The sequence below is a fragment of the Trichococcus alkaliphilus genome (assembly GCF_003008695.1).
Taxonomy (GTDB): Bacteria; Bacillota; Bacilli; order Lactobacillales; family Aerococcaceae; genus Trichococcus; species Trichococcus alkaliphilus.
Map to the genome: position 1 here is coordinate 293275 of NZ_PXZT01000003.1, position 22945 is coordinate 316219.

Annotated in this window: 22 protein-coding genes; 5 read left to right on the forward strand and 17 right to left on the reverse strand. The window is 46.8% G+C overall.

Annotated features, from left to right (window positions below; translation table 11 throughout):
* Nucleotides 1-4 precede the first annotated feature (4 nt).
* From nadE to groES, 11 genes are all read right to left on the reverse strand, one after another.
* Nucleotides 5-838 carry an ammonia-dependent NAD(+) synthetase gene (gene nadE / locus C7R73_RS04555; RefSeq protein WP_106449336.1) on the reverse strand — a complete coding sequence of 278 codons (834 nt, stop codon included), beginning with the start codon at nt 836-838 and terminating at the stop codon, nt 5-7.
* Between the two features lie 29 nt (nt 839-867).
* Complete coding sequence (locus tag C7R73_RS04560; RefSeq protein WP_106449337.1) at nt 868-2352, reverse strand: nicotinate phosphoribosyltransferase; 1485 nt, start codon at nt 2350-2352, stop codon at nt 868-870.
* A gap of 275 nt (nt 2353-2627) precedes the next feature.
* Nucleotides 2628-4064: a sugar transferase gene (locus C7R73_RS04565; RefSeq protein ID WP_106449338.1), complete on the reverse strand. Its 1437-nt coding sequence runs from the start codon at nt 4062-4064 to the stop codon at nt 2628-2630.
* A 199-nt stretch (nt 4065-4263) separates the two neighbouring features.
* Entirely contained in the window at nt 4264-5523 is a 1260-nt protein-coding gene (locus tag C7R73_RS04570) for an argininosuccinate synthase (protein ID WP_106449339.1), read from the reverse strand.
* A 242-nt stretch (nt 5524-5765) separates the two neighbouring features.
* Nucleotides 5766-7667, reverse strand: a complete 1902-nt coding sequence (locus C7R73_RS04575) for a PTS fructose transporter subunit IIABC (RefSeq protein WP_106449340.1) — start codon at nt 7665-7667, stop codon at nt 5766-5768.
* Between the two features lie 18 nt (nt 7668-7685).
* The gene (pfkB, locus tag C7R73_RS04580) at nt 7686-8600 is read right to left on the reverse strand and encodes a 1-phosphofructokinase (protein ID WP_106449341.1); all 915 of its coding nucleotides are present in this window, start codon (nt 8598-8600) and stop codon (nt 7686-7688) included.
* Nucleotides 8600-9349, reverse strand: coding sequence for a DeoR/GlpR family DNA-binding transcription regulator (locus tag C7R73_RS04585; RefSeq protein WP_106449342.1), 750 nt, complete (start codon nt 9347-9349; stop codon nt 8600-8602). Before C7R73_RS04585 ends, pfkB begins: the two co-directional genes overlap by 1 nt.
* Nucleotides 9350-9607: 258 nt before the next feature.
* Nucleotides 9608-10936 carry an MATE family efflux transporter gene (locus C7R73_RS04590; RefSeq protein WP_106449343.1) on the reverse strand — a complete coding sequence of 443 codons (1329 nt, stop codon included), beginning with the start codon at nt 10934-10936 and terminating at the stop codon, nt 9608-9610.
* A gap of 8 nt (nt 10937-10944) precedes the next feature.
* Entirely contained in the window at nt 10945-11226 is a 282-nt protein-coding gene (locus tag C7R73_RS04595) for a metal-sensitive transcriptional regulator (protein ID WP_106449344.1), read from the reverse strand.
* Between the two features lie 455 nt (nt 11227-11681).
* Nucleotides 11682-13295 (reverse strand): chaperonin GroEL, encoded by a 1614-nt coding sequence (gene groL, locus C7R73_RS04600; RefSeq protein WP_106449345.1) that lies wholly within the window; start codon nt 13293-13295, stop codon nt 11682-11684.
* A gap of 28 nt (nt 13296-13323) precedes the next feature.
* Nucleotides 13324-13608 carry a co-chaperone GroES gene (gene groES, locus C7R73_RS04605; RefSeq protein ID WP_086629443.1) on the reverse strand — a complete coding sequence of 95 codons (285 nt, stop codon included), beginning with the start codon at nt 13606-13608 and terminating at the stop codon, nt 13324-13326.
* Between the two features lie 190 nt (nt 13609-13798).
* On the opposite strand from groES, the gene C7R73_RS04610 reads away from it, so the two are divergent.
* Together C7R73_RS04610 and C7R73_RS04615 are read left to right on the forward strand one after the other, a co-directional pair.
* Nucleotides 13799-14476 (forward strand): CPBP family intramembrane glutamic endopeptidase, encoded by a 678-nt coding sequence (locus tag C7R73_RS04610; RefSeq protein ID WP_106449346.1) that lies wholly within the window; start codon nt 13799-13801, stop codon nt 14474-14476.
* A gap of 41 nt (nt 14477-14517) precedes the next feature.
* Nucleotides 14518-14724 (forward strand): DUF4305 domain-containing protein, encoded by a 207-nt coding sequence (locus C7R73_RS04615; protein WP_106449347.1) that lies wholly within the window; start codon nt 14518-14520, stop codon nt 14722-14724.
* 67 nt (nt 14725-14791) lie between these two features.
* Here the strand turns inward: C7R73_RS04615 and C7R73_RS04620 are convergent, their stop codons facing one another.
* Nucleotides 14792-15424 carry a redox-sensing transcriptional repressor Rex gene (locus C7R73_RS04620; protein WP_086629504.1) on the reverse strand — a complete coding sequence of 211 codons (633 nt, stop codon included), beginning with the start codon at nt 15422-15424 and terminating at the stop codon, nt 14792-14794.
* A gap of 348 nt (nt 15425-15772) precedes the next feature.
* On the opposite strand from C7R73_RS04620, the gene C7R73_RS04625 reads away from it, so the two are divergent.
* Together C7R73_RS04625 and C7R73_RS04630 are read left to right on the forward strand one after the other, a co-directional pair.
* Nucleotides 15773-17728, forward strand: coding sequence for an ABC-F family ATP-binding cassette domain-containing protein (locus C7R73_RS04625; RefSeq protein WP_106449348.1), 1956 nt, complete (start codon nt 15773-15775; stop codon nt 17726-17728).
* Nucleotides 17729-17836: 108 nt separating this feature from the next.
* Nucleotides 17837-18493, forward strand: coding sequence for an HAD family hydrolase (locus C7R73_RS04630; RefSeq protein WP_106449349.1), 657 nt, complete (start codon nt 17837-17839; stop codon nt 18491-18493).
* 55 nt (nt 18494-18548) lie between these two features.
* Here C7R73_RS04630 and tsaD read toward each other — a convergent pair whose 3' ends face one another.
* From tsaD to tsaB, 4 genes are read right to left on the reverse strand one after another with little or no spacing between them, the layout of a single operon-like run.
* A complete protein-coding gene (tsaD, locus tag C7R73_RS04635; protein ID WP_106449350.1) occupies nt 18549-19574 on the reverse strand; it encodes a tRNA (adenosine(37)-N6)-threonylcarbamoyltransferase complex transferase subunit TsaD in 1026 nt (341 codons plus the stop codon).
* On the reverse strand, nt 19568-20071 hold the full coding sequence (gene rimI, locus C7R73_RS04640; RefSeq protein ID WP_161525862.1) for a ribosomal protein S18-alanine N-acetyltransferase: 504 nt from the start codon (nt 20069-20071) through the stop codon (nt 19568-19570). The genes tsaD and rimI (C7R73_RS04640) overlap by 7 nt, the downstream gene beginning before the upstream one ends.
* Complete coding sequence (gene rimI, locus C7R73_RS04645) at nt 20055-20684, reverse strand: ribosomal protein S18-alanine N-acetyltransferase (protein ID WP_106449352.1); 630 nt, start codon at nt 20682-20684, stop codon at nt 20055-20057. The genes rimI (C7R73_RS04640) and rimI (C7R73_RS04645) overlap by 17 nt, the downstream gene beginning before the upstream one ends.
* Nucleotides 20659-21393 (reverse strand): tRNA (adenosine(37)-N6)-threonylcarbamoyltransferase complex dimerization subunit type 1 TsaB, encoded by a 735-nt coding sequence (gene tsaB / locus C7R73_RS04650; RefSeq protein WP_106449353.1) that lies wholly within the window; start codon nt 21391-21393, stop codon nt 20659-20661. The genes rimI (C7R73_RS04645) and tsaB overlap by 26 nt, the downstream gene beginning before the upstream one ends.
* Before the next feature lie 212 nt (nt 21394-21605).
* Here tsaB and C7R73_RS04655 point away from each other — a divergent pair, with 212 nt between their 5' ends.
* A complete protein-coding gene (locus C7R73_RS04655; protein ID WP_106449354.1) occupies nt 21606-21839 on the forward strand; it encodes a CsbD family protein in 234 nt (77 codons plus the stop codon).
* A gap of 107 nt (nt 21840-21946) precedes the next feature.
* Here the strand turns inward: C7R73_RS04655 and C7R73_RS04660 are convergent, their stop codons facing one another.
* Nucleotides 21947-22933: a LacI family DNA-binding transcriptional regulator gene (locus C7R73_RS04660; protein ID WP_106449355.1), complete on the reverse strand. Its 987-nt coding sequence runs from the start codon at nt 22931-22933 to the stop codon at nt 21947-21949.
* Nucleotides 22934-22945 lie beyond the last annotated feature (12 nt).

Here is a 22945-nt window from a genome sequence, read left to right on the forward strand (position 1 = left end):
CAGATTAGGCTTCTTTCCAAAAACTGTCATAGACCGTGATCGGCAAGTGCCGTTTATGCTCGGTCTTCGTGTACCAGCCTTCGATGACTTCAGCTTCCTTATCCGGTATTTCCTTGCCTTCCAGATACGCATCGATCATCTCATAAGTCACTCCGAGAGCCACCTCATCAGGCAATGCCGGACGGTCTTCTTCCAAGTCCGCTGTCGGTACTTTTTCGTAGAGCTGCGTCGGCGCGCCCAGTTCTTTCAATAATTGACGGCCTTGACGTTTGTTCAAACGCCAAATCGGCAACAAGTCGGCTGCGCCGTCCCCGAATTTCGTGAAGAAACCGGTCACGGATTCTGCCGCATGGTCAGTCCCCAAAACAGCTCCGCTGCTGTCGCCCGCTATCGCGAACTGAACGATCATACGTTGACGCGCTTTGATGTTTCCTTTGTTGAAATCGGTGATGGTAAGGCCGGCTTCTTCAAGCGCATCGAGTGCAGCATCAGCCATTTCTTTGATGTTCACGACCAATTTTTGGTCAGGCGAAATGAAAGCTAATGCAGCCTGGGCATCGTGCTCATCGAATTGAATGCCGTACGGAAGGCGGACAGCGATGAATTGGTAACTATCGTCGCCTGTCTCATCGCGCATTTCCTGGATCGCCAACTGGGCTAAACGCCCCGTCAAAGTGGAGTCCTGTCCTCCGCTGATGCCCAAAACGAATGCCTTCAAAAATTGGTGTGCCGCCAAATAATCTTTCATGAAATCGATGCTGATGCGGATTTCCTCTTTTGGATCGATTTCTGGTTTCACTCTTAATGCAGCAATAATTTCTTTTTGCAATGGACGCATACCTATTCCCCCTTGATTGATCTGATTGGTTATTTAGTGCTTTCCAATAATGACGCTTCTTCCTTGATTTGCTTCTTGATGGCTTTGATTGTGGACATCTTGTGATCGTACGTCTTCTGCGACAAGTCGACAGGATAGTCTTCCGGATTCAGGATACGTTTGTATTCATCCCACAAACCGCTCATCTGCGCTTCCGAGAAGGCTTTTACTTCTTGGAGCGAAGGCAATTCGTAAACCAGCTCACCGTCCACGATAATGTCCTGCAGAACGGGACGCGCCTCAAAGTCAGTGATGGTCTTGTTGATGTAAGTGAAGACCGGGTGGAACATATACAGTTCCGCCTCTTGATCGGGCTTTTCTTCCCAAAGCGCAATGTAGTCCCCTTCCGACTTGCCGTCACGCTTGCGGGTGATCCGCCACACTTGTTTCTTGCCTGGCGTGGAGACTTTTTCGGCGTTGCTGGAGATCTTCATCGTGTCCACCATTTTGCCGCTCTCATCCGCAATTGAAACCAATTTGTAGACCGCTCCAAGCGCGGGTTGGTCATATGCGGTGATCAGCTTGGTGCCGACACCCCAGACATCTATTTTTGCGCCCTGCATCTTCAAGTTCAAAATGGTCAATTCATCCAAATCGTTCGATGCGTAGATTTTCGCATCGGTAAAGCCTGCCTCGTCCAATTGCTGACGGACTTTTTTGGAAATGTAGGCCATATCCCCGCTGTCTATGCGTACGCCGTTGAAGTTGATTTTATCGCCCATTTCCCGCGCCACTTTGATGGCATTCGGCACGCCCGATTTCAACGTATCATACGTATCCACCAGGAATACACAATCCTTGTGGGAACGCGCATAAGCCATGAAGGCATCATAATCATTGCGGTAGACTTGCACCATCGAATGGGCATGGGTACCCGAAGCCGGAATGCCGAACAGTTTAGCGGCTCGGACATTACTCGTTGCATTGAATCCCGCGATATAGGCTGCGCGTGTGCCCCAGATGGCGGCGTCCATTTCCTGCGCTCTTCTGGAACCGAATTCCATCAACGGCTCGTCATCGCAGACATAGCGCAGACGTGCGGCTTTTGTCGCTATCAGCGTTTGGAAATTCACGACATTCAATAAGGCCGTTTCGATCAATTGGCATTCCGCCAACGGACCTTCCACTTGGACAATCGGTTCATTCGCAAAGACGAGGTCCCCCTCCTGAGCGGAACGGATCGTGCCCGAGAAACGGAAATTTTTCAGATACTCCAAAAAACCTTCCTCGTAGCCGACATGCTCACGCAAATAGGCGATGTCCGTATCCGTAAAGCGCAAATTCTGGATATAGGATACGAAGCGTTCAAGCCCCGCATAGACTGCATAGCCATTATTGAAAGGATACTTTCGGAAGTACAATTCAAAAATTGCATGTTTTTCGGTAATGCCTTCATCCCAATAAGTCTTCATCATGTTAATTTGGTACAAATCAGTATGCAAAGCTAAACTATCATCGTTATAATCAAAACTCATCCAACTCACTCATTTCATCTTTGATCGTAGGCCTCCGCATCCTTTTACGGTCCTGCAGTAGGAAGTGCTCTATTTACCTATTGTAACGCAATTCCCCTTACATTTCCGCTTTTTTGTCCAAAATCCATCAGATTGATTATAGTGATCGGCCCGCGTTCCCGCAAATACAACCGGCATTTCTGTGTAAACAAAAAACCATCCTGGCGGGCGGAAAAACGCCCGGTGGATGGTTTTTTGTTTATTCGAGGCAAAGCGGGCTTAGACCGCTTTGCTTTTTAGTAAATGACTCTGATACCGCGTGCTTCAATCTCTTGCTCGGTCAGAATCTCCCGTTCGCTTTCATCCACTCCGCGGGATGATACTTTATCAAACAAGATTTTGACGGTCTGGAGCATGATTTTCAGATCCAGTATCAAGGAATACTTCTTGATGTAGATCAGATCGAAGTTCAGCTTGCTGTTGAAGTCGGAAGCGTACTTCCCGTACACTTGCGCATATCCGGTAATCCCGGCACGAACGTTGTGGCGCAGGTAATAATGCGGGTTCAATTCCTTGAATTGATCAACGAAGAAAGGACGTTCCGGCCGGGGACCGACCAAGGACATATCGCCCAGCAATACGTTGAACAACTGCGGCAGTTCATCGATGCGCAGGGAGCGCAGATATTTTCCGACTGTCGTTACGCGCACATCATTGCTTGTAGCCAAAACTGGGCCTGAATCTTTCTCAGCAGTCACACCCATGCTGCGGAACTTCAGGATTTCGAATTCCTTGCCGTCTTTGGTGATGCGTATCTGCTTGTAGAATACGGGACCTTCAGAACTTTTCTTCACCAAGATAGCTGTAACGGCCATGATCGGCGAAGTGATGATGATACCGATGAGCGCAACTGCAATATCGATGATTCGTTTCATCAGGCCATCTTCTGCCGAGATACGGAACGGGGAAACTTCGATGATGCTTTCATCCTCGATGTTCATCATATTCGGATTGACCATAATCAGATTCTCGAAACTCGTATTCAGGAACATCTTCTTCTCTTTGCTCGTCAACAGATCGTATATCTTCAGTTTTTCGGATTCTTCGATTTGGCTTGCTAAGTAGACGATGTCAATCTCATCCAGATGCCGCAGGACATTTTCATAATAATCCGACAGGACCACATGCGTCACGACATGGCGGATGCTTTTTGTATTCGTGAAGTTGTCGACTGCTGCAAATACTTCTTTTTCCATCCCGACAATCATGACCCGTTTGCTTCCGCTCATGCTCTGATACATTTTGAAAACCATTACGCGGAACAGGAACAGCAAGATCGTTCCCACAAAAAAGTTGATCAGAATGACCGATCGCGGGAATGCCAACCAGCGCCCGGCAAAAGTCAGCGCCATGATGATCAACGAAAGGACAAATTGCCCGATGACCGTTATGAACAAGAAGTCACTGATCGATTTATTGTAAAAGATATACGTACCGAACAGGATATTGACGATGATGAAAATCACTGAGACATAGGCAATGCTGCCCTGAAAGGCATCGAAGTTTATCAATGGTATATTTCTTCCGAATTTTAAATAAAAAGATAGCAGCAATGATCCGATGAACAATAGCACATCAATGATACCGATGATAATTTTACGGGCTTTGTTCCATTCACCTGTTTGATTCACGCTTAATCTCCTCCTCCTTAAACTTGCATAATATGAATGCATTCATTTTATCATAGTTTATTCTTTTGGGATATCAAAGTTTGGGCAGGCAATATCCCTCCATTCCAGGATGGGAGCCTGCTTACGGCATCATGATTCAGGTTTATCCAACAATTGAAAAAGAACGTCCTCATCAGGACTTATTGCCTGATGAGGACGTTCCGGAGCGGACTAGCTGTCAAAAAACACTAATACCGGTTATTTATTTTAATAGATCTTTCAATTCTTCATGTGTCGCTTGATCTTCAGCTTGCTCTTTCATGACACGGATGGATGTAGGCAATCCGAACAGACGGATAAAGCCGGCTGCATCAGTATGGTTGTATACATCGTCGCTCTCGAAAGTCGCGAAGCTTTCGCTGTACAATGATTTCGCGCTGACAACGCCAGCATCAGTGATGTTGCCTTTGTAAAGTTTCATCTTCACGAAACCTTCGACATTCTGTTGTGTTTCATCCACAAATGCAGCCAACGCTTTGCGCAATGGAGTGTACCACAATCCGTTGTATACAAGCTCCGCATATTTGTTTGCCAGCAATTGTTTATATTGGAAAGTATCTTTGTCCAAGCAAAGCTGTTCCAATTTGTCGTGGGCATGATACAGCACAGTTCCGGCTGGCGTTTCATAAACGCCTCTTGATTTCATGCCGACTAAGCGGTTCTCCACGATATCGATGATGCCGACGCCGTTCGCGCCTGCGATCACGTTCAATTTTCCGATCAAGGCGATGCCGTCCAAAGCTTCACCGTTCAGGCTGACCGGTATGCCTTTTTTGAATTCCAGCGTGACATAGGTCGCTTCGTCCGGAGCTTTCTCAGGCGTCACGCACATCTCCAGAATTTTATCGTAATCAGGCTCGTTGGCTGTCATTTCCAGATCAAGGCCCTCATGCGATAGATGCCATAAGTTTTTATCTTTTGAGTAGTTTGTTTCCAACGTAATCGGAAGCGGCACGTTATGTGCAGCAGCATACGCAAATTCATCTTCTCTGGAAGTCAATTCCCATTCTCTCCAAGGGGCGATGATTGTGATGTTCGGATCGAATTCTCTGATGCCGACTTCAAAACGGACCTGGTCGTTCCCTTTCCCTGTTGCACCGTGAACGATTGCATCAGCATTTTCCAAATGCGCGATCTCTACCATTCTTTTGGCAATGATTGGGCGGGCGAAAGAAGTCCCCAATAAATATTGTCCTTCGTACTTAGCGCCAGCTTGCAATGTCGGCCAAATGAATTCTTCAACGAATTCTTTCTTCAAGTCTGCAACATACAACTTCGATGCGCCACAGTTGATCGCTTTTTCTTCCAATCGGCTGTAGTCATCACCTTGTCCTACGTCTCCTACTACGGCGATTACTTCACAGTTGTTGTAATTTTCTTTTAACCAAGGGATGATGACGGACGTATCCAATCCACCTGAGTAAGCCAAAACCACTTTTTTGATTGATTCCTTTGCTGCCATGCTTTTACCTCCTTATACAGATTTCAATATCCGTTGCTTTTATGCATGAACTGATATCTACATTTTCGTTTATTTAACAATATGCATTATAGCATATCTGCCATGAAAATCATCCCATTTTTTTACATTATTCTCATTTCTCTGTCATACCGTTTTCATTTATGCGACTTATTTTCGGAACAGCAAAAAAGAGAGAGCAGATAGGGGGATGCCCAGTCTGTTCTCTCAATGAATGTTTCAATTTATTTCGCGACTTCTTGTGTTTTATCTTTTTTCCACAGACCCAGCATCAACGTTGAAACGGCTGTTCCGATCAACAAAGCCAGCAAGAACATCAACGGACGGTTAGCCAATGTGATTACGAACAAGCCACCATGTGGTGCAGGGATCGAAACTGCCCATAGCTGCGTCAAACCACCCGCAATCGCTGAACCAACGATGGATGAACCGATTACGCGCATCGGATCTGCCGCAGCGAATGGAATCGCACCTTCAGTGATGAAGGAAAGGCCCAACAAGATGTTGGAAAGTCCGGATTTTTGTTCGATATCCGTAAATTTGTTTTTGAAAATCAATGTTGCGATACCGATTGCCAATGGAGGAATCATACCACCAGCCATTACAGCGGCCATCAAGCTGCCGTCCTGAGTGTCTGTGAAGATACCGATTGAGAAGGCATAAGCTGCTTTGTTGAATGGGCCACCCATATCGATTGCCATCATACCGCCAAGAACAGCACCCAACAGTACTGCATTACCAGTACCCAAGTTTTCCAGGAAAGTGATCATAGCTGTATTGATTGTGGAGAAGACAGGACCTACCAAGAAGTACATCAACAAGCCAGTGATCAATAGACCGAACACAGGGTACAAGAGAATTGTCTTCATGCCATCCAAGGTACGAGGCAATCCTTTAAAGGCTTTCTTCAGATAAACCATGATGTAACCGGCCAAGAAACCAGCAATCAATCCGCCCAAGAATCCGGCGTTTGCTTGCACTGCCAAGTAGCCGCCCGCCATACCTGGGAGCAACCCTGGACGATCTGCGATACTCATTGCGATGTAACCGGCCAAAATCGGAATCAGGAAGCTGAATGCTGCTCCACCAATTGCCATGAAGGAAATGAACAACGGGCTATCTGCACCGAATGACGTTTCGAACAGGAAGGAAATCGCAATCAGGATACCACCACCGACAACAAACGGCAACATGTGTGAAATACCGTTCATCAAGTCTTTGTAGACTCTTCCGATGATTGATGGATTTTCGTCGCTTGAGCTGGATGAGAATGTATCGCCTTCAACATTCAGGATCGGTGCTTCTTGACGCATTGCTTTTGTGATCAATTCTTCAGCTTTGTTGATGCCGTCGCTTACCGGTCTTTGAAGAACGTGTTTACCGTTGAAACGCGCCATTTCAACTTTTTTGTCAGCTGCCACGATGACGCCATCGGCACGGCGGATTTCGTCGGCTGTCAAGGCGTTCTTGACGCCATCCGAGCCGTTCGTTTCAACGCGGATATCGACGCCCATTTTTTCAGCCATCAGTTTCAATGAATCTTCAGCCATATACGTGTGTGCGATCCCTGTAGGACAAGCCGTTACTGCAATGACGAAAGGTCTCTTCGTTTCGGTTGCCGCTACTGGAGCTGCTTTCGTTGCTGCTTCTGCTTGCTCTTTGGCTTCGCGCTTAGCTTCTGCTGCCGCAAACAAACCTTGAACTTCTTCTGGAGTCTGAGCTTTTTTCAATGATGCAGTGAAATCAGGATTGATAAGTAAACGGGATAATGACGCTAAAACTTCCAAATGAACATTATTTGCGCCTTCTGGAGCCGCAATCATAAAGAATAGATGTGCTGGTTGACCGTCCAATGAAGCATAGTCCACACCGGCTGCGCTTTTTGCAAAAACGACTGCAGGTTTGATGACCGCTTTGTTTTTGGCATGCGGCATTGCGATGCCGTCGCCCAAACCAGTGGATGTTTGTGATTCGCGCTTCATGATGCCCTCTTTGTAAACTACAGCATCATTGATGATGCCATTAGTGGCAAGACCTGCGATCATTTCATCGATAACGCCCTCTTTGGTTGTTGCTTGCAAATCCATAATCATCAATTCTTTTAGTAAGATATCATTGATTTTCATATTAATAAGTTCTCCTCCCTATAGCTGGCTGATAGTGACTTGTTTGACTAGAGCATCAATTTCTTCGCGTTTGGCTAAGTCGTCGGCAAAAGCGGTCGCGCTTCCGCAAGCGATACTGACTTTGAATGCTTCCAACGGGTCGTGCGTCTTCATGTATGTACCGACAAATCCGGCGATCATTGAATCTCCGGAACCGACTGAATTTTTAAGTACCCCTTTCGGTACTGTTCCATGGTAAACACCTTCCGGAGTGAAAAGGATGGCTCCTTTAGCGGCCATCGAGATGATCGCGTATTGCGCTCCAGCTTCAAGAAGCTTCTTCCCGTATGGCAGGATGTCCTCATCGGTTTCGAAAGTAGTATCAAACAATTCCGCCAACTCGTGGTGGTTCGGTTTTACCAATAACGGATGGAAAGGCAATGCATTTTTTAATTCTTCCCCGGTCGTATCGATCAGGAACGGTACGCCTTTGTCCGTCAGTCTGCGGATGATTGTCAGATAATAATCATCCGGCAAGCTTGTAGGTTTGCTTCCCGCCAAGACTACGATGTCGTTTTCCGGATCAAGCGCATCGAATTGTTTCAGGAATTCTTCGGCGACTGCAGGCTCGATATTCGGGCCCGGGCCGTTCATTTCCGTCTCCATCCCTGACTTGATTTTGACATTGATGCGGGTCGCTTCATCCACATGCGTGAAGTGTATTTTGCTTTTTTCCGCTTCCAACCAGTCTTCGATGTATTTCCCGGTGAAACCGCCAAGGAACCCTAAAGCGGTGTTTTCCACTTCCAGTTCATTCAAGATGCGGGAAACGTTGATGCCTTTGCCTCCCGGCAGTTTGAAATCCTGTTGGATACGGTTCACTTCACCCAACTCGATTGCGGGTAAATGGACGATGTAATCGATGGATGGATTTAATGTTACTGTATATATCATTATTCAGCCTCCCAAATAGTTGTACTGTCTTTCAGGTTACGTTTGATTTCCGACGGGACATTGTAGCTGATGATGCCGCAATCCTCAATATCGCAGACCTTCACGAAGCTGACTTGCTTGAACTTCGAAGCATCCGCTACGACATAGCTTTGTGCTGCATTCTCGATGGCTATCCGCTTGATGGCCGCTTCTTCGGTGTCCGGCGTCGTGAAACCATATTGCTTGTCGATGCCGTTGATGCCAAGAAAAGCTTTGCTGAAACGGTAATTTCTCATTTGCATTTGGCTGACCGGTCCGATGACTGCTTTTGTCTCCATCTTGATTTTGCCGCCGATAAGGATCGTCTCGATTTGCATATCCGATAATAAACTGGCATGCGGGACGCCATTTGTGACGACGAGGATGCTCTTGCCCTTCAGGAAGGGAATCATTTCGTAGGTGGTCGATCCGGCATCCAAAAAGATGATGTCTTGATCGCTCACTAATTGAGCTGCTTTTTCAGCGATCCGTTGTTTGTCCTGAACGTTTTTGGACGTTTTATCTTCCATCCTGTCTTCAGCGGAAACACTATAGTTTCTCTTTGCTCCACCATGGACACGAATCAGGAAACCGGCCTCTTCAAGAGTGCTCAAATCCCGTCTGATCGTGGATTCAGAACTGCCCGTCTCATCGACAAGGTCCTGCAGTTTTACGATATTGTCTTTGGCTAAAGTGTCTAGAATGATTTTATGCCGTTCTTCTGTAAGCACTTTCTATCACCTCTCGAACAAAAATATACCACCCACACGAGAATAAAGCAATCATTTTCCTCCAAAAACATTAACTTTCATTCAAAACCATTCAGACGGGGATGTTCTGAAATTATAGACAGAAGTTTTCATTATTAAATTGCATGATTTTACGTTCATTTCTATAAAAAAATAAATACAGGCTCCATTTCCGGTAGAAATGAAGCCTGCATTTGATTTTCTGTGGATGATTTTGATGACTTCAATGGTTACTTTTCATTATTCAGGGGATAGCATGCTTCGATCGGATATATTTTTACTGAATCGATGGACCAAAAAGAGCGAGCGTATGTAAAGATCAATTCCAATCGAAATCCAAACGCCGGCAATTCCCCAACCCAATACTCTTCCTAAAACGATCACCCCGATTATGCGCAAACACCACATCCCAAAGGCGGTGCTGTACAAAGGCGATTTGGTATCGCCCATCCCTTGCAAGGAACCTGTCGTGATTAAGCTGACCGCAAGACCCGGCTGGTTGAACGCATCTATTCTCAACGCAGTCACGATTTGATTGATTGCCACAGTGTCCGATGTGAACACTTGGGCAAAATATGGGGAGCCTATAAACAGGATCAACCCCAAGAAGCTCATAGCGATGACGCCAAATGTTGCCGATAGGAATGCGACACGTTTTGCCTCCTTGAAATCCGCTGCACCTGTACTGTTCCCGACGAGAGTGGCAGCAGCAGTGGCCAACCCGTATGCCGGCATATACACAAAGCTTTCGATATTACCCGCACTGGAGTGTGCTGCAAAAGTTTTCGCGCCGATCGCAACGATCAAGCCGAAATAGACTACTTGTCCCACCCGCATGACCAATCTCTCAAGCGCTGCTGGAATCGAAAGCCTCATTAATGGTGCAAAATCACTTTTTGCAAAAATAGACTTCAGATTGAATGAAACAGGGGATTTTTTTATGTGTTTGTATAACAGCAGGCATCCCAACATTCTTGCCACCATTGTGCCTATCGCAGTCCCAACAACACCAAGAGCCGGAATCGGTCCGATACCAAAAATCAGAATATAGTCTAAGCCTACATTCAGTATATTTACGATTATACTGACTTGCATTGGGGACTTTGTATTCCCGGACGCGCGCAGTATACTCCCGAAAATGGTCATGACCGCCAAAAAGACCGAACTGCCCCCCACGATATAAAAAAACGCGGCGGAATAGGCCATCACTTGGTCATCCGCGCCCATCAGCGCTAAAAATGATTTTCCGAACACAAGCGTCAGTAACCCAAAAAGCAAGCCTATGATTATTGCGGAAAAGGTTGATTGCTGAGCAATCCGGACAGCCCCCTCCTTGTCCTTTGCCCCAAGTTTTTGGGCTATCAGGGAAGACGTCCCGACCCCTAATGCTATGAATAGCGCCAAATACACATTCAGGATTGTGTTGGCTACACCGACTGCCGTGACAGCCATGAGGCCTATCTTTGCTATCAGTAGCGTATCAACGAAACCGACCAATGTCTGGAGCAGATTTTCGATTGTTGCAGGTATTGCTAAATTCAGAATTTTCTTTCCTGTGCTTTTTTCCATCTCATCACCTAATTCATTTTGTTGTACTGCGAAATTACTTTTTGCAGTTTCTTCATTTCATCATCCAAATCAGCGCCTTCACTGACATGCATCAACGCATGCTCTGTTTGGGCCTCCAAAAGTATGTGGCTGATTTTTTGGATGGCGGATCTGGTCGAATTCAATTGGATGATGACATCAGCAAAATCTTTTTCTTCGATGATCATCTTTTTGATCCCCGCGACTTGTCCTTCAATCCGATTTAATCGTTTAACAAGACTGTCCGTTCTGTGTTCCTGTGAATGAGACATGAGTTGCACCTCTTGTTTATATAGTATATGCCCCCATAGGGCATATACTATACGGAAAAATAGATCAGAAGTCAAAGTCATTGTTGAAGCAATCTGGCTTTGAAAAAAATCTGCAGAAAAAAGGACCAATCAGCCAAAAGCGGGCTGCTTGGTCCTGAACCTCGTTAGTGCTCAAACTCTGAGCTTAGGATTCATCACACACTGTTATAGTTGAACTCTGAATTGCAGAGGGTTCCGCCTAAGTTGATAACCACACACGGACAAAAAACGTCCGCTTTGTGGTTATCCTCTTAGTGCTCACCCTCTAAACGCAATTCATCGTATCCTTATAGTTGAGTTCTGATTCGCAGATACCGCTCCCGTTTCGCAAACCGTGGTTGTCCACAAAAGAGGTGGACATCCACGGTTCACTCCAACGTCCGGGTATCTAAACGCGAATCATCACATCCTGTTTTTTACATCATGCCCATGCCTGGGTCCATTGATGGGGCTGTTGCTGGGGCTGGATGGTCGGCTACGATAGCTTCTGTCGATAGGATCAAAGCAGCAACGCTGGCTGCGTTTTGCAAAGCGGAACGTGTCACTTTCGTAGGATCGACGATTCCTGCTTCGATCATGTTTACCCATTCGTCGGTTGCGGCGTTATAACCCATGCCAACTTCAAGGCCTTTGATCTTATCGGCTACAACGGAGCCTTCTTTCCCTGCATTTTCAGCGATTTGTCTCACTGGCTCTTCTAACGAACGTGCCACGATGCGTGCACCTGTCGCTTCGTCGCCGCTCAGTTCCAACGCTTCGACGCATTTTTGAACGTTGATCAAGGCTGTACCCCCACCGGATACGATACCTTCTTCAACAGCAGCACGCGTTGCGTTCAAAGCATCTTCGATACGCAGTTTGCGTTCTCTCAATTCAGTTTCTGTAGCCGCTCCGACTTTGATGACGCCGACGCCACCGGATAATTTCGCAAGGCGTTCTTGCAATTTCTCACGGTCAAACTCCGAAGTTGTTTCTGCTGATTGCGCACGGATGACCGCCACACGTTGTTCGATGGCTGCTTTTTCGCCGGCTCCTTCAACGATTGTTGTGGAATCTTTGGTTACGACAACTTTGCCTGCACGACCCAAATGCTCTACGGAAGCATCCTTCAATTCCAAGCCTAAGTCTTCAGCGATGACTGTACCGCCTGTCAAGATTGCGATGTCCTGCAGCATTTCTTTACGACGGTCACCGAAACCAGGTGCTTTGACTGCTGCTACATTGAATGTTCCGCGCAATTTGTTCAATACTAATGTAGGAAGTGCTTCTCCGTCAACATCATCAGCAACGATCAATAATGGGCGTCCTTGTTGCAGAATTTGTTCCAATAAAGGCAAGATGTCTTGGATATTGGATAATTTGCGATCCGTGATCAGGATGTATGGTGCTTCCAATTCAGCTTCCATCTTGTCATTGTTTGTGACCATGTATTGCGACAGGTAACCGCGGTCGAATTGCATGCCTTCAACAACATCCAATTCGGTTTCGATACCTTTAGATTCTTCGATAGTGATGACCCCGTCGTTGCCGACTTTTTCCATCGCTTCAGCAATCAATTCGCCGATTTCTTTCGATCCGGATGATACGGCAGCAACCTGCGCGATCGATTCTCTTGAATTTACGGTTTGGGAAATTTCCGCCAAACCTTTTACAGCTGCTTGTGTAGCCAACTCAATACCGCGACGGATGCCCACTGGGTTTGCGCCTGCTGTAACGTTTTTCAGCCCTTCGCGAACGATGGCTTGTGTCAAAACAGTGGCAGTCGTAGTACCGTCACCGGCAATATCGTTTGTTTTGGAAGCAACTTCGGCAACCAGTTTCGCTCCCATATTTTCGAAGCGATCTTCCAATTCGATTTCTTTAGCAATCGTTACACCATCATTCGTGATCAACGGAGAGCCGTACGCTTTTTCTAAAACGACGTTGCGTCCTTTGGGTCCTAAAGTCACTTTTACGGTATTTGCTAATATATCTACACCACGAAGCATTGCTGCCCTTGCGTCTTCTGAAAATTTAATGTCTTTTGCCATTTATCGATTCACCTCATGAATTATATTTTTAGTCCAGGATTGCTACGATGTCGCTTTCTTTGATCACTAAGTATTCTGTTCCCGCATATTTAACTTCTGTGCCTGCATATTTTTCGAAAAGGACAGTGTCTCCCGCCTTAACGGTCATTTCGATTGTTACGCCGTTATCTGTCACGCGGCCTGCGCCGACAGCAATTACGGTACCTGTTTGGGATTTTTCTTTAGCGGATGACGGTAAAACGATGCCGCCTATAGATTTTTCTTCTTCTTTGGCAACTTCTACAATAACACGGTTTCCTAATGGTTTTAACAAGATGATCCCTCCAAAATAATATCATTTTAGCACTCATCAACTTAGAGTGCTAAGTTACATTTCTATATTAATCAATCTCCAATTAATTTGCAAGAGGGAAGCCGATTTTTTCCGATTCTATTTTTATTCGCTATTATGCTATACTGTTTTTAAGCGCAAAAACGTCAGTTCTCTCAGAAAGGTACTATATATGAATAAAAAAATACGTTCAAGGTTAACGTTAGCCATACAGATCATCCTCATCTATCTCGCTTCTCAGCTCTTGCCGGTCCTGATGCTTTTTTTCATTCCGGAGGCAGATCGCATCGCAGCCGCCATGAATCTCTCGTTATTCTTTGCTTTCCTGGGAACTGTCCTTATGGTAGCATGGAATAGCAGAAAAAAATGGACACCACTAAACAGTCTTACGGATCAACCGTCTGCCCCAATCGGAAAAACGCTCACTACCGGACTCTTCGGTTTCATGGGAGCTGTCCTGATTCAGATCGTCGCGATGAATGTGGAGTATCTATTGTTCAAGATGCCAGTCGTTTCCGAAAATACGGAAGTGTTGCTGGACTTGACAAACCGCTACCCGTTCTTTATTTTCAACATCATCATCTTTGCACCTGTGATGGAGGAATTTGTGTTCCGTAAAGCGATTGTCACGCATCTGGTTGACGGAATCGGGATAGTCGGCGCAGCCACTATCAGCGCTTTGCTTTTTGCGATTGCGCATAATGATGGGCACTATTTGGTTTACGGCTCTCTGGGTCTTTGGTTTTCTTTCCTTTATTACCGGACAAGAAACATAGCGACTCCGATGATTGCGCATGCGTTGATGAATGTCGTGTCAGCCTTGCCGATTCTGTCCCAACTCATTTCGTGAGACACGTGAAGCCCGCTATTTAGGAAAAAGAAAGGAATAACATGACTTTAAAAAATCTACTAATTCAAATAATCATCCGCTTCGTTTTCGCCATCCTCTTCATCTGGTTGGCAGTCGATGCCGTGAATACTGCAGGCTGGGGATTCATGGCCATCGTCAGCGTGTTGTTCGCAACAAGTGATGTTGTCAAAGGCGTACGCATGTTCAATGCCTACGTGAAAATCAAAGACAGCATCGATAAAAACTAGAAAAAAGAAGGATGAGGCGGCCTCATCCTTCTTTTTGCGTTTTCTTATCATCAGCTGTCGACTTTGCTCAGCCGATATCATTGTCCAAGAAATAGATCAATGTCTGCAATTCATTCGTCAAGTCCACATTCTGAACGCGGACATTATCCGGAACGGAAAGACGGATCGGGGTAAAGTTCATGATGCCGCGAACGCCCGCTTCGGTCAATCGGTTCGTGGCATCCTGCGCCACTTCTTGGGGAACGGTCAAAATGGCTACATCAATCTGTTGGATGCGCAATTGCTCAACCATATCAGTCATCGGGTAAACCGGCACACCGCTAAGGATTTTGCCGACGATGCCTTCATTGACATCAAATGCGGCACTGATGCGCACATTATTGCTTACATGGAAGTTGTAGTTCAACAAGGCATGTCCCAAATTACCCACACCGATCAGAGCCACGTTCGTCAAACGGTCCTGATTCAAGGTTTTGCTGAAGAAATCCAACAAATACTCGACATCATAGCCGTATCCTCTTTTGCCCAGTGCGCCAAAATATGAAAAATCCCTACGGATAGTAGCACTATCCACTTTTACTGCTTCACTCAATTCAGTGGATGAAACGCGTTTTTTACCAGCGTTGTGCAAAAAGCGCAAATAGCGGTGGTAAATCGGCAACCTCCTTGCCGTAGCTTTTGGAATATCATTCGTCGACATTATTTTCTCCTCTTCTTTCCTCGTTCATTTCGTACCTCATATTGTTTGCCCGAATGCACAAACTTTAAAAAGTATGTTCACATACTTAAGCTTTCATTTCATATTGACTATTATATCATCTGATTGTGAAAAATCTACTAATTTGTTCGAAACCGGACTTGATTGTGAATCCTTTTTTGAACATTATGTGAAATACAATACTAATTGTAAGCGGGGTCATCAATAAAATTCACATGCACAAATACGTGAATATAGCAATAACTCTGCTTGTCTCTATCGAATCAGTGCTTGCTGTGATAAAATGAAAAGGATAAATGCGAGTATTTGTTTAGAAAGAGGACACTACATATGATTTTATTACAAGGACAAAATTTGGCGCGCCTTTTTGGGGCGAGCGTTTTATTCGATAATATTCAAATTACCGTCCAAGACCATTCGCGCATTGCGCTCGTCGGCCGAAACGGAGCAGGGAAATCAACCTTGCTGAAGATCCTGGCGGGCATCGAAGCGACGGATGCCGGTTCTGTTTCCAAGAGCAAGGAAGTCACGATCGGCTACTTGGATCAGCATAGCGCGGTCGATTCCTCCAATACGATTTGGAAAGAAATGTTGACCATTTTTGCCCCACTCATCCAATTAAGCAAAGAAGCTGAGCAAGCCGCTTTTGCTCTGGGGGATCCAGATCTGCTCGAGGATGAAGAAGCCTATCAAAAAGCTTTGGAACGCTATGACCATCTTCAGCACACCCTGCATGAAAAGAATGCGTACGGCTACGAATCCGAGATCCGTTCAGTGTTGCACGGGTTCCAGTTCTACGAAGAAGATTACAATCGCCCGATTTCCCAATTGTCAGGCGGCCAGAAAACAAGGCTCGCCTTGGCCAAAATCCTGCTTGAGAAGAACGACCTGCTCATTTTGGATGAGCCCACCAACCATCTGGACATCGACACGTTGGCTTGGCTGGAAAATTATCTGATCGGTTACAACGGCTCGCTGTTGATCGTTTCCCATGACCGCTATTTCCTGGACAAAGTAGCCACCGAAGTCTATGAAATCAGCCGCCACAAGATCCAGCACTACAAAGGGAACTACTCTTATTATCTGACCGAGAAAGCCGCCCGCCTGGAGCAGGAATTAAAGGCTTACGAGAAGCAACAGGATGAAATCTCCAAATTGGAGGATTATGTCGCCCGTAACCTGGCGCGCGCCTCCACGACCAAGATGGCGCAAAGCCGCCGCAAACGTCTGGAAAAAATGGACCGGATGGACAAGCCAAAAGGCGATGAACGTTCCGCCCGCTTCTCCTTCGAGATCGCAAAAGAGAGCGGAAACGTCGTCTTGACCCTTGAAAACGGGGCTGTCGGCTATTCCGATACGATCCTGGCTGACCCGATCAATCTTGATATCCGCAAACAACAAGCGATCGCGATCGTCGGGCCGAACGGGATCGGCAAGTCCACTTTGCTGAAGTCGATCATTTCCGAGATTCCGCTTTTGAAAGGCAGAGTCCAGCTCGGTGCCAATGTGGACCTTGGTTATTATGACCAGGAATTAGGCAACCTTTCCAAAAACAAGAGCGTTCTCGCTGAAATTTGGGATCTTCACCCTACGCTGAACGAAAAAGACGTGCGCAGTATCCTGGGGAGCTTCCTGTTCTCCGGCGCCGATGTCGAAAAAACGATCCCGGCATTGAGCGGTGGCGAGAAGGCAAGGCTTTCGCTCTGCAAGCTGGCTTTGGATCAAAAGAACTTCCTTGTCCTCGATGAACCCACGAACCATTTGGACATCGACAGTAAGGAAGTGCTTGAAAATGCCTTGATCGATTATGACGGCACCCTGCTTTTCGTATCCCACGACCGCTATTTCATCAACCGGATTGCGACAAGCATTGTCGAGCTCTCCGCTGAAGGCAGCAAATTATACCTCGGGGACTACGATTACTATATTGAAAAGAAACAACAAGAAGCGGCGTTGGCAGCTCTGCAGCAGGCCGAAAGCGCTGTGGAAACAAACACTGCCGTTGAGCCCCTTTCGAAAGCCAAAGGGGATTATGTTTCTTCCAAGGAAAAGCTGAAATTGGAAAGAAAACTGGCCCGGCAAGTGGAGGCTTTGGAGGATGAATTGGCGACCGTCGAGGAGTCCATCGCTGCAATCGAGCTGCAATTGACCGAGCCGGAAGTCTACGGTGACCATGAAAAAGTCCAACAGTTCAATCAGCAATTGCTCGCTCTCCAAGCACGGCAGGAAGAGCTGATGCAGGATTGGGAAGATCAGACAACTGCGCTTGAGGAACTGAGCGAATAGTCAGGCGGATAACCGTTCTGGCTCACGCGCTTTCTGTTTCAGTTGAGGAAAGCCGGAACTTTTGTTAAGATGCACTGGAACAAGTACGCATAACATGGAGGTAAGAATATGTTGGAAGCCGTTTTATTTGATATGGATGGTGTCATCATCGATACGGAACCATTCTTTTTGCGATCAGAGAGTATGTTATTGAAGGAATTTGGAGTGGATACCGAGCTGGAGTACCATTTCCGTTATCAGGGAACGACGCATGAGTATATGTGGGAAACAATGAAAAATGAATTCGATCTGGATGCTCCAGTCGGAGAATTGGTGGAGCGGGCGAACGTCATCCGGAATCGTCTGATGGAAGAAGATGGCCTGCAACCGATCCCCGGTGTGATTCCCTTCATTGCACGTCTGCATGAAGCTGGTGTTCCTTTAGCGATTGCCTCTTCCTCTCCGTTGACGGATATCCATAAGGCTGTAAAAGAATTGGACATCGAAAAATATTTCAGCTATTTTGTTTCGGGAGAGAGCGTTGCACATTCCAAACCCGCGCCCGATATCTTCCTGGATGCTGCCGAAAACCTGAAAGCCAAACCGGAAAACTGCGTCGTCATAGAGGATTCCAGAAACGGGGTTGCCTCTGCACATGCGGCCGGCTGCAAATGTATCGGTTTCCGCAATCTCGACTTCCCGCCGCAGGATCTATCCTTGGCAACCGTCATCGTCACCGATTTTTCGGATCTCGATGCCGATTACTGCAGAGCATTGATTGGCTAAGAACGACAAAAAAAGAGAACGTTGGTCGCCATAATCGGCCAGCGTTCTCTTTTTTTCATTCTCCGAGCACCAATCCGGGATGTGCATTCAGATCGTATCCAGCAAAATGTTTCTGGCGGTATTCAGTGTAGGCCGCAGCCCCGATCATCGCCGCATTATCCCCGCAAAGCGACAACGGCGGAATGACGACTTCGACTTCCGGAAGCTCTTGTGCCATTTTTGCGGACAAAGCCTCACGCAAGCCTCTGTTGGCGGCAACTCCGCCGGCCAACAGCAGTTGCTTGATATTCTTTTCCTTGGCTGCGCGCAAAGTCTTATGCACCAAAACCTCCACGACGCTTGCCTGGAAACTGGCAGCCAAGTCGTAGGGATTGATGTCATCCCCTTTTTGGCGCGCATTGTGGACAGTATTGATGACGGAACTTTTCAATCCGCTGAAACTAAAATCATAGTTGTCCTCTTTGATCATTGCGCGCGGAAAATGCATCGTTTCTTTGCCTTCATGAGCCATTTCATCCATTTTTTTCCCGCCTGGATAAGGCAAGCCCAAAATGCGGCCGATTTTGTCGTAAGCCTCTCCCGCAGCATCATCCCGCGTTTCGCCGATGATGTCGAAAGAGCCGTCCTTTTCCATATACACCAATTCCGTATGCCCTCCGCTGACCACCAAAGACAACAACGGGTAGCGCATCGGCGTCACCAACTGGTTCGCATAGATATGGCCGGCCATATGGTTGACCGGAATGAGCGGTTTCTGATGCGCAAAAGCCAACGCTTTTGCCGCACTGACGCCGATCAGCAACGAGCCGACCAAGCCTGGGCCATGTGTTACCGCGACCGCATCGATGGCATCGAAAGTGACTTGGGCCTCACTCAATGCCGCTTCAACGATTTGGGTGATCTGCTCGACATGATGACGGCTCGCTACTTCCGGCACGACCCCGCCAAAGCGCATGTGGCTTTTGATCTGGGAAGCAACAACATTCGAAAGGACCGTATTTCCGTTTTTCACCACAGCTACACTTGTTTCATCGCAACTGCTCTCAATCGCGAGTATGGTCACATCTGTTTCTGTCAACAGCCTTCCGCCTCCTCTTTATTTTCCGATATCAGCGCCAATTCCATGATGTAGGCATCCTCGATCGGATTCTGGTAATACTCTTTTCTTCGGTATATTTCTGTGAAACCTATTTTTTTGTACAGGTTACAGGCAGCTTCATTAGAGACACGGACTTCAAGCCAGAGCCGTTCTATGCCCTTCGTTTTCAGCAAGACGATCATCTCCTGCAACAATTTTGTTCCGATGCCTTTTTCCTGCTGGTCAGGCGCTACCGCAAAATTATTGATCGACGCCTCATCCACAACCGCCATGCAACAAATATAGCCCACCAGCTTATTTTCTTCCATGCAGCCTGTATAAAGGGAATGATTATCCTTCAATTCAGACAGGAACGAGGATGCTTTCCAACTGGAATGCCCCTCATTGGCCAGCAATGTAAGTTCATACAAAGCCTGTGCATATTGCTCCAACTTGCCTGCGTCCGCCTTCAGGTCACAGATTTCAAACGTGCGTTGCATGAACATCTTCCTTTTCTTCCGATTGTTTTCCCGCTAAGGGCCACACCATCTCCAACGCGTCTTCGCCATCGCCGTGATAATAATGCTGCTTGACCCGCTCCGGCAGAAAACCTATTTTAGCGTACAAAGCCTTCGCTCTGTGGTTTGAAATCCGCACTTCCAGACTGATGCTTGTGACTCCTTTTTCATCCGCAAAACCCTTCAATACCCGCAACAACAAAGTGGCAACACCAATCTGCTGAAATTCGGGCACTACCGCCAAATTCGTGATATGGATATCTTTCCCATCCAATCTGACACCCAAAAAAGCTATGGGCGAATACCCTTCATACAAAACGTAATACAGCGATTTGGGATTCTGCAACATATCATTCTCCAATGCCGTCCTTCCCCAAGGGGTCGCGCCATCATAGCTCATCCGTTCGATATAGAGAATATCCGGAATATGCTGTTTCCTGCCGATCATCAATCTGACCGGCAGCTGATTACGCAGCAGATAGGTTTCCTCCTCGGAGAGAACGCGCTTGTAAACGAACTTGGACAGGATGTATGACCGGACATCGGTTTGAATTTCCTTGTACACGGATTTAAATCGATGAATCCACTCTTTCAACGTAGTCTTCCCTCCGATTACTGTGATGCTGTTCTTCCCATTTTTCTTCAGCTTCCGGGTTTTTCAAGTAAGCCGGCACAAATGTGTGCGGATCCTCCGCTGTTCCGGATTCCGAAAGTGTCGCCAGAACGCTCGCTCGCGGCAAAGCCTGTGATTCTCCCGCAAATAGTGCGCGTTCCTTGAATAATGCAACGATCCGCTCGCGGTATTTGCTGACATCCTCTCCCACGAACAGGTAAGTGCCTTCTTCCGCCAATAAGCGCTGGAACCACTCTTCACTGGCTATATGTGTGTCGGCAATCCGTTCCACCAACAAGTTGTCCTCGAATTGATAAACTGCTGTGTAACAGTTGCCCCTGCGCGCGTCAATCATAGGAACAAGCTTGTGCGCTGCCCCTTCACAATTGCCGGCAATAACCTTCAGGCTGGAAACAGGCACTAACGGAATCGCCAATGTCCACGCCAATGTTTTAGCGATGGTCGCTCCGATCCTGACTCCTGTGTATGATCCCGGCCCCTTAGCAACTGCGATGCGTTCCAAATCGGCAGGCTTCCATCCAGCAAGCTGCATGACATGGTCCACCGCGGGCATCAATTGGGTACTATGCTGAAGATTTCCATTTGTAGTGACCTCTGCGAGCAAGCGGCCATTTTCGCATACAGCCGCACTCATGGTCTGGTTTGAGGATTCAATGGCTAATATTTTCATCTAGATAGCCTCCTTTTCCTGATTATTCTGCTTATCTAGTATAGCATTTAATCAGAACGATAAAAAGCATGTGTCCTTCCAAATACTCCCAGAAGAATGATGGATAACGGTTTCATTTCCAAGGGCTATTGCTTGATTCTAAAAATAAATGCGTTAAAATAGATTATAGTAAGCGTAGTCAAAAAGTGCGACATCAAAAAGGAGGAGACATCATGGATTCAAATTTGGGCGATAAAGCAAAAGGCATGAAGGACAAAGTTGTCGGCAAAGTTAAAGAGGAATACGGCGACCTGGTGGATGACTCAGGAAAAGAATTAGAAGGTAAACTCCAACAAGCACGCGGCGAAGCAAAACAAAAAAAAGCTGAAGTTGAAGACGAACTCCATGACAAAGCCGATGATTTTGTAGACAAGGCTGATGATAAAATCGATGATTGGAAAAAATAAGACTCATTTTTGATAGGATATGAAAAGAAGCCGCCCCAACAACCTGTATCGGTTTGTTGGGGCGGCTTCTTCTTTTTTCAGAGCGGTTCAGCATTGATTTGGTGGAATCACTTTGTCGATGCGCGCTTGATCCATTCCGTGGACAAACTGATTTTTTTGGATACTTTCCGCGGATAGGAGATGCGGTCCAGCAATAAGGATACACCTGTGTTGCCCATCTCGCGCGTATCGACACGGATGGTCGACAAAGTCGGATAGACGTATTTGGCGACCTTGCTGTCGTTGAATCCGACTACCGAAATTTGATCAGGAACCGCAATATCCGCTTCCTGCAAAGCACGCAAGGCACCTATCGCAATCGCATCGTTTTCGGCAAACAGGAAAGTCGGAAGTTGTTCCCGGTTTTCGTTGATCAACTGATTCATCATTTCGTATCCTGAGGTAGTGCTGAAACTCCCGCTGCGGTGGTACTTGTCCCGGTACCAGCCTCGCTTGCGCAGTTCGGCAAGAAATAGCTCCGACCGCGGATCGCGGACCAGCATTTCTTTGTCGTTCGTCAGTTCCTTGCCTTCCAAAAAGCCGATTTTGGAGTGTTCGCCTCTGTCCATTTCGGCAACGACCTGTTCCATCGCGGATGCAAAATCGACAATGACGCAATCCTGTTTCCATTTGAATTGATCCGAGTCGATGAAGCACAACGGCTTGCCGAAATCCATCAGCCTCTGTACCTGTCGCTCTCCGAATTTACCGATTGCGACAATTCCGATGACGTCCTTTTCGATATCGAAGGTCACATCATGGAAAACGCGCACGACATCGTACCCTTCGGCTTCGGCGCGTTCCTCGGCCCCTAAACGGATGCCTTGATAATAGAGGTCATCCAACTCTTCCTCTTGGGTATACCACTGCAGCAGCAGGATCTTTTCTCTGCTTTTCTTTTTTTTCGTTTTGGAATAATTCAGCTCTTTTGCGGCTGCGAAAATCCGATCTTTCGTTTCCTTCCCGACAGAAAGCGTCTCATCGTGGTTCAGCACGCGCGAAACCGTTGCGGTCGAGACTCCTGCCCTTTCGGCGATGTCCTTCATGGTCGCCATCCTTACTTCACC

Excerpts from the sequence above, each read along its gene's own strand:
- nadE (WP_106449336.1), bottom strand. The coding sequence starts at position 838 with ATGCGTCCATTGCAAAAAGAAATTATTGCTGCATTAAGAGTGAAACCA.
- C7R73_RS04560 (WP_106449337.1), bottom strand. The coding sequence starts at position 2,352 with ATGAGTTTTGATTATAACGATGATAGTTTAGCTTTGCATACTGATTTG.
- C7R73_RS04565 (WP_106449338.1), bottom strand. The coding sequence starts at position 4,064 with ATGCATTCATATTATGCAAGTTTAAGGAGGAGGAGATTAAGCGTGAAT.
- C7R73_RS04570 (WP_106449339.1), bottom strand. The coding sequence starts at position 5,523 with ATGGCAGCAAAGGAATCAATCAAAAAAGTGGTTTTGGCTTACTCAGGT.
- C7R73_RS04575 (WP_106449340.1), bottom strand. The coding sequence starts at position 7,667 with ATGAAAATCAATGATATCTTACTAAAAGAATTGATGATTATGGATTTG.
- pfkB (WP_106449341.1), bottom strand. The coding sequence starts at position 8,600 with ATGATATATACAGTAACATTAAATCCATCCATCGATTACATCGTCCAT.
- C7R73_RS04590 (WP_106449343.1), bottom strand. The coding sequence starts at position 10,936 with ATGGAAAAAAGCACAGGAAAGAAAATTCTGAATTTAGCAATACCTGCA.
- C7R73_RS04595 (WP_106449344.1), bottom strand. The coding sequence starts at position 11,226 with ATGTCTCATTCACAGGAACACAGAACGGACAGTCTTGTTAAACGATTA.
- groL (WP_106449345.1), bottom strand. The coding sequence starts at position 13,295 with ATGGCAAAAGACATTAAATTTTCAGAAGACGCAAGGGCAGCAATGCTT.
- C7R73_RS04610 (WP_106449346.1), top strand. The coding sequence starts at position 13,799 with ATGAATAAAAAAATACGTTCAAGGTTAACGTTAGCCATACAGATCATC.
- C7R73_RS04615 (WP_106449347.1), top strand. The coding sequence starts at position 14,518 with ATGACTTTAAAAAATCTACTAATTCAAATAATCATCCGCTTCGTTTTC.
- C7R73_RS04620 (WP_086629504.1), bottom strand. The coding sequence starts at position 15,424 with ATGTCGACGAATGATATTCCAAAAGCTACGGCAAGGAGGTTGCCGATT.
- C7R73_RS04625 (WP_106449348.1), top strand. The coding sequence starts at position 15,773 with ATGATTTTATTACAAGGACAAAATTTGGCGCGCCTTTTTGGGGCGAGC.
- C7R73_RS04630 (WP_106449349.1), top strand. The coding sequence starts at position 17,837 with ATGTTGGAAGCCGTTTTATTTGATATGGATGGTGTCATCATCGATACG.
- rimI (WP_161525862.1), bottom strand. The coding sequence starts at position 20,071 with ATGCAACGCACGTTTGAAATCTGTGACCTGAAGGCGGACGCAGGCAAG.
- tsaB (WP_106449353.1), bottom strand. The coding sequence starts at position 21,393 with ATGAAAATATTAGCCATTGAATCCTCAAACCAGACCATGAGTGCGGCT.
- C7R73_RS04655 (WP_106449354.1), top strand. The coding sequence starts at position 21,606 with ATGGATTCAAATTTGGGCGATAAAGCAAAAGGCATGAAGGACAAAGTT.
- C7R73_RS04660 (WP_106449355.1), bottom strand. The coding sequence starts at position 22,933 with ATGGCGACCATGAAGGACATCGCCGAAAGGGCAGGAGTCTCGACCGCA.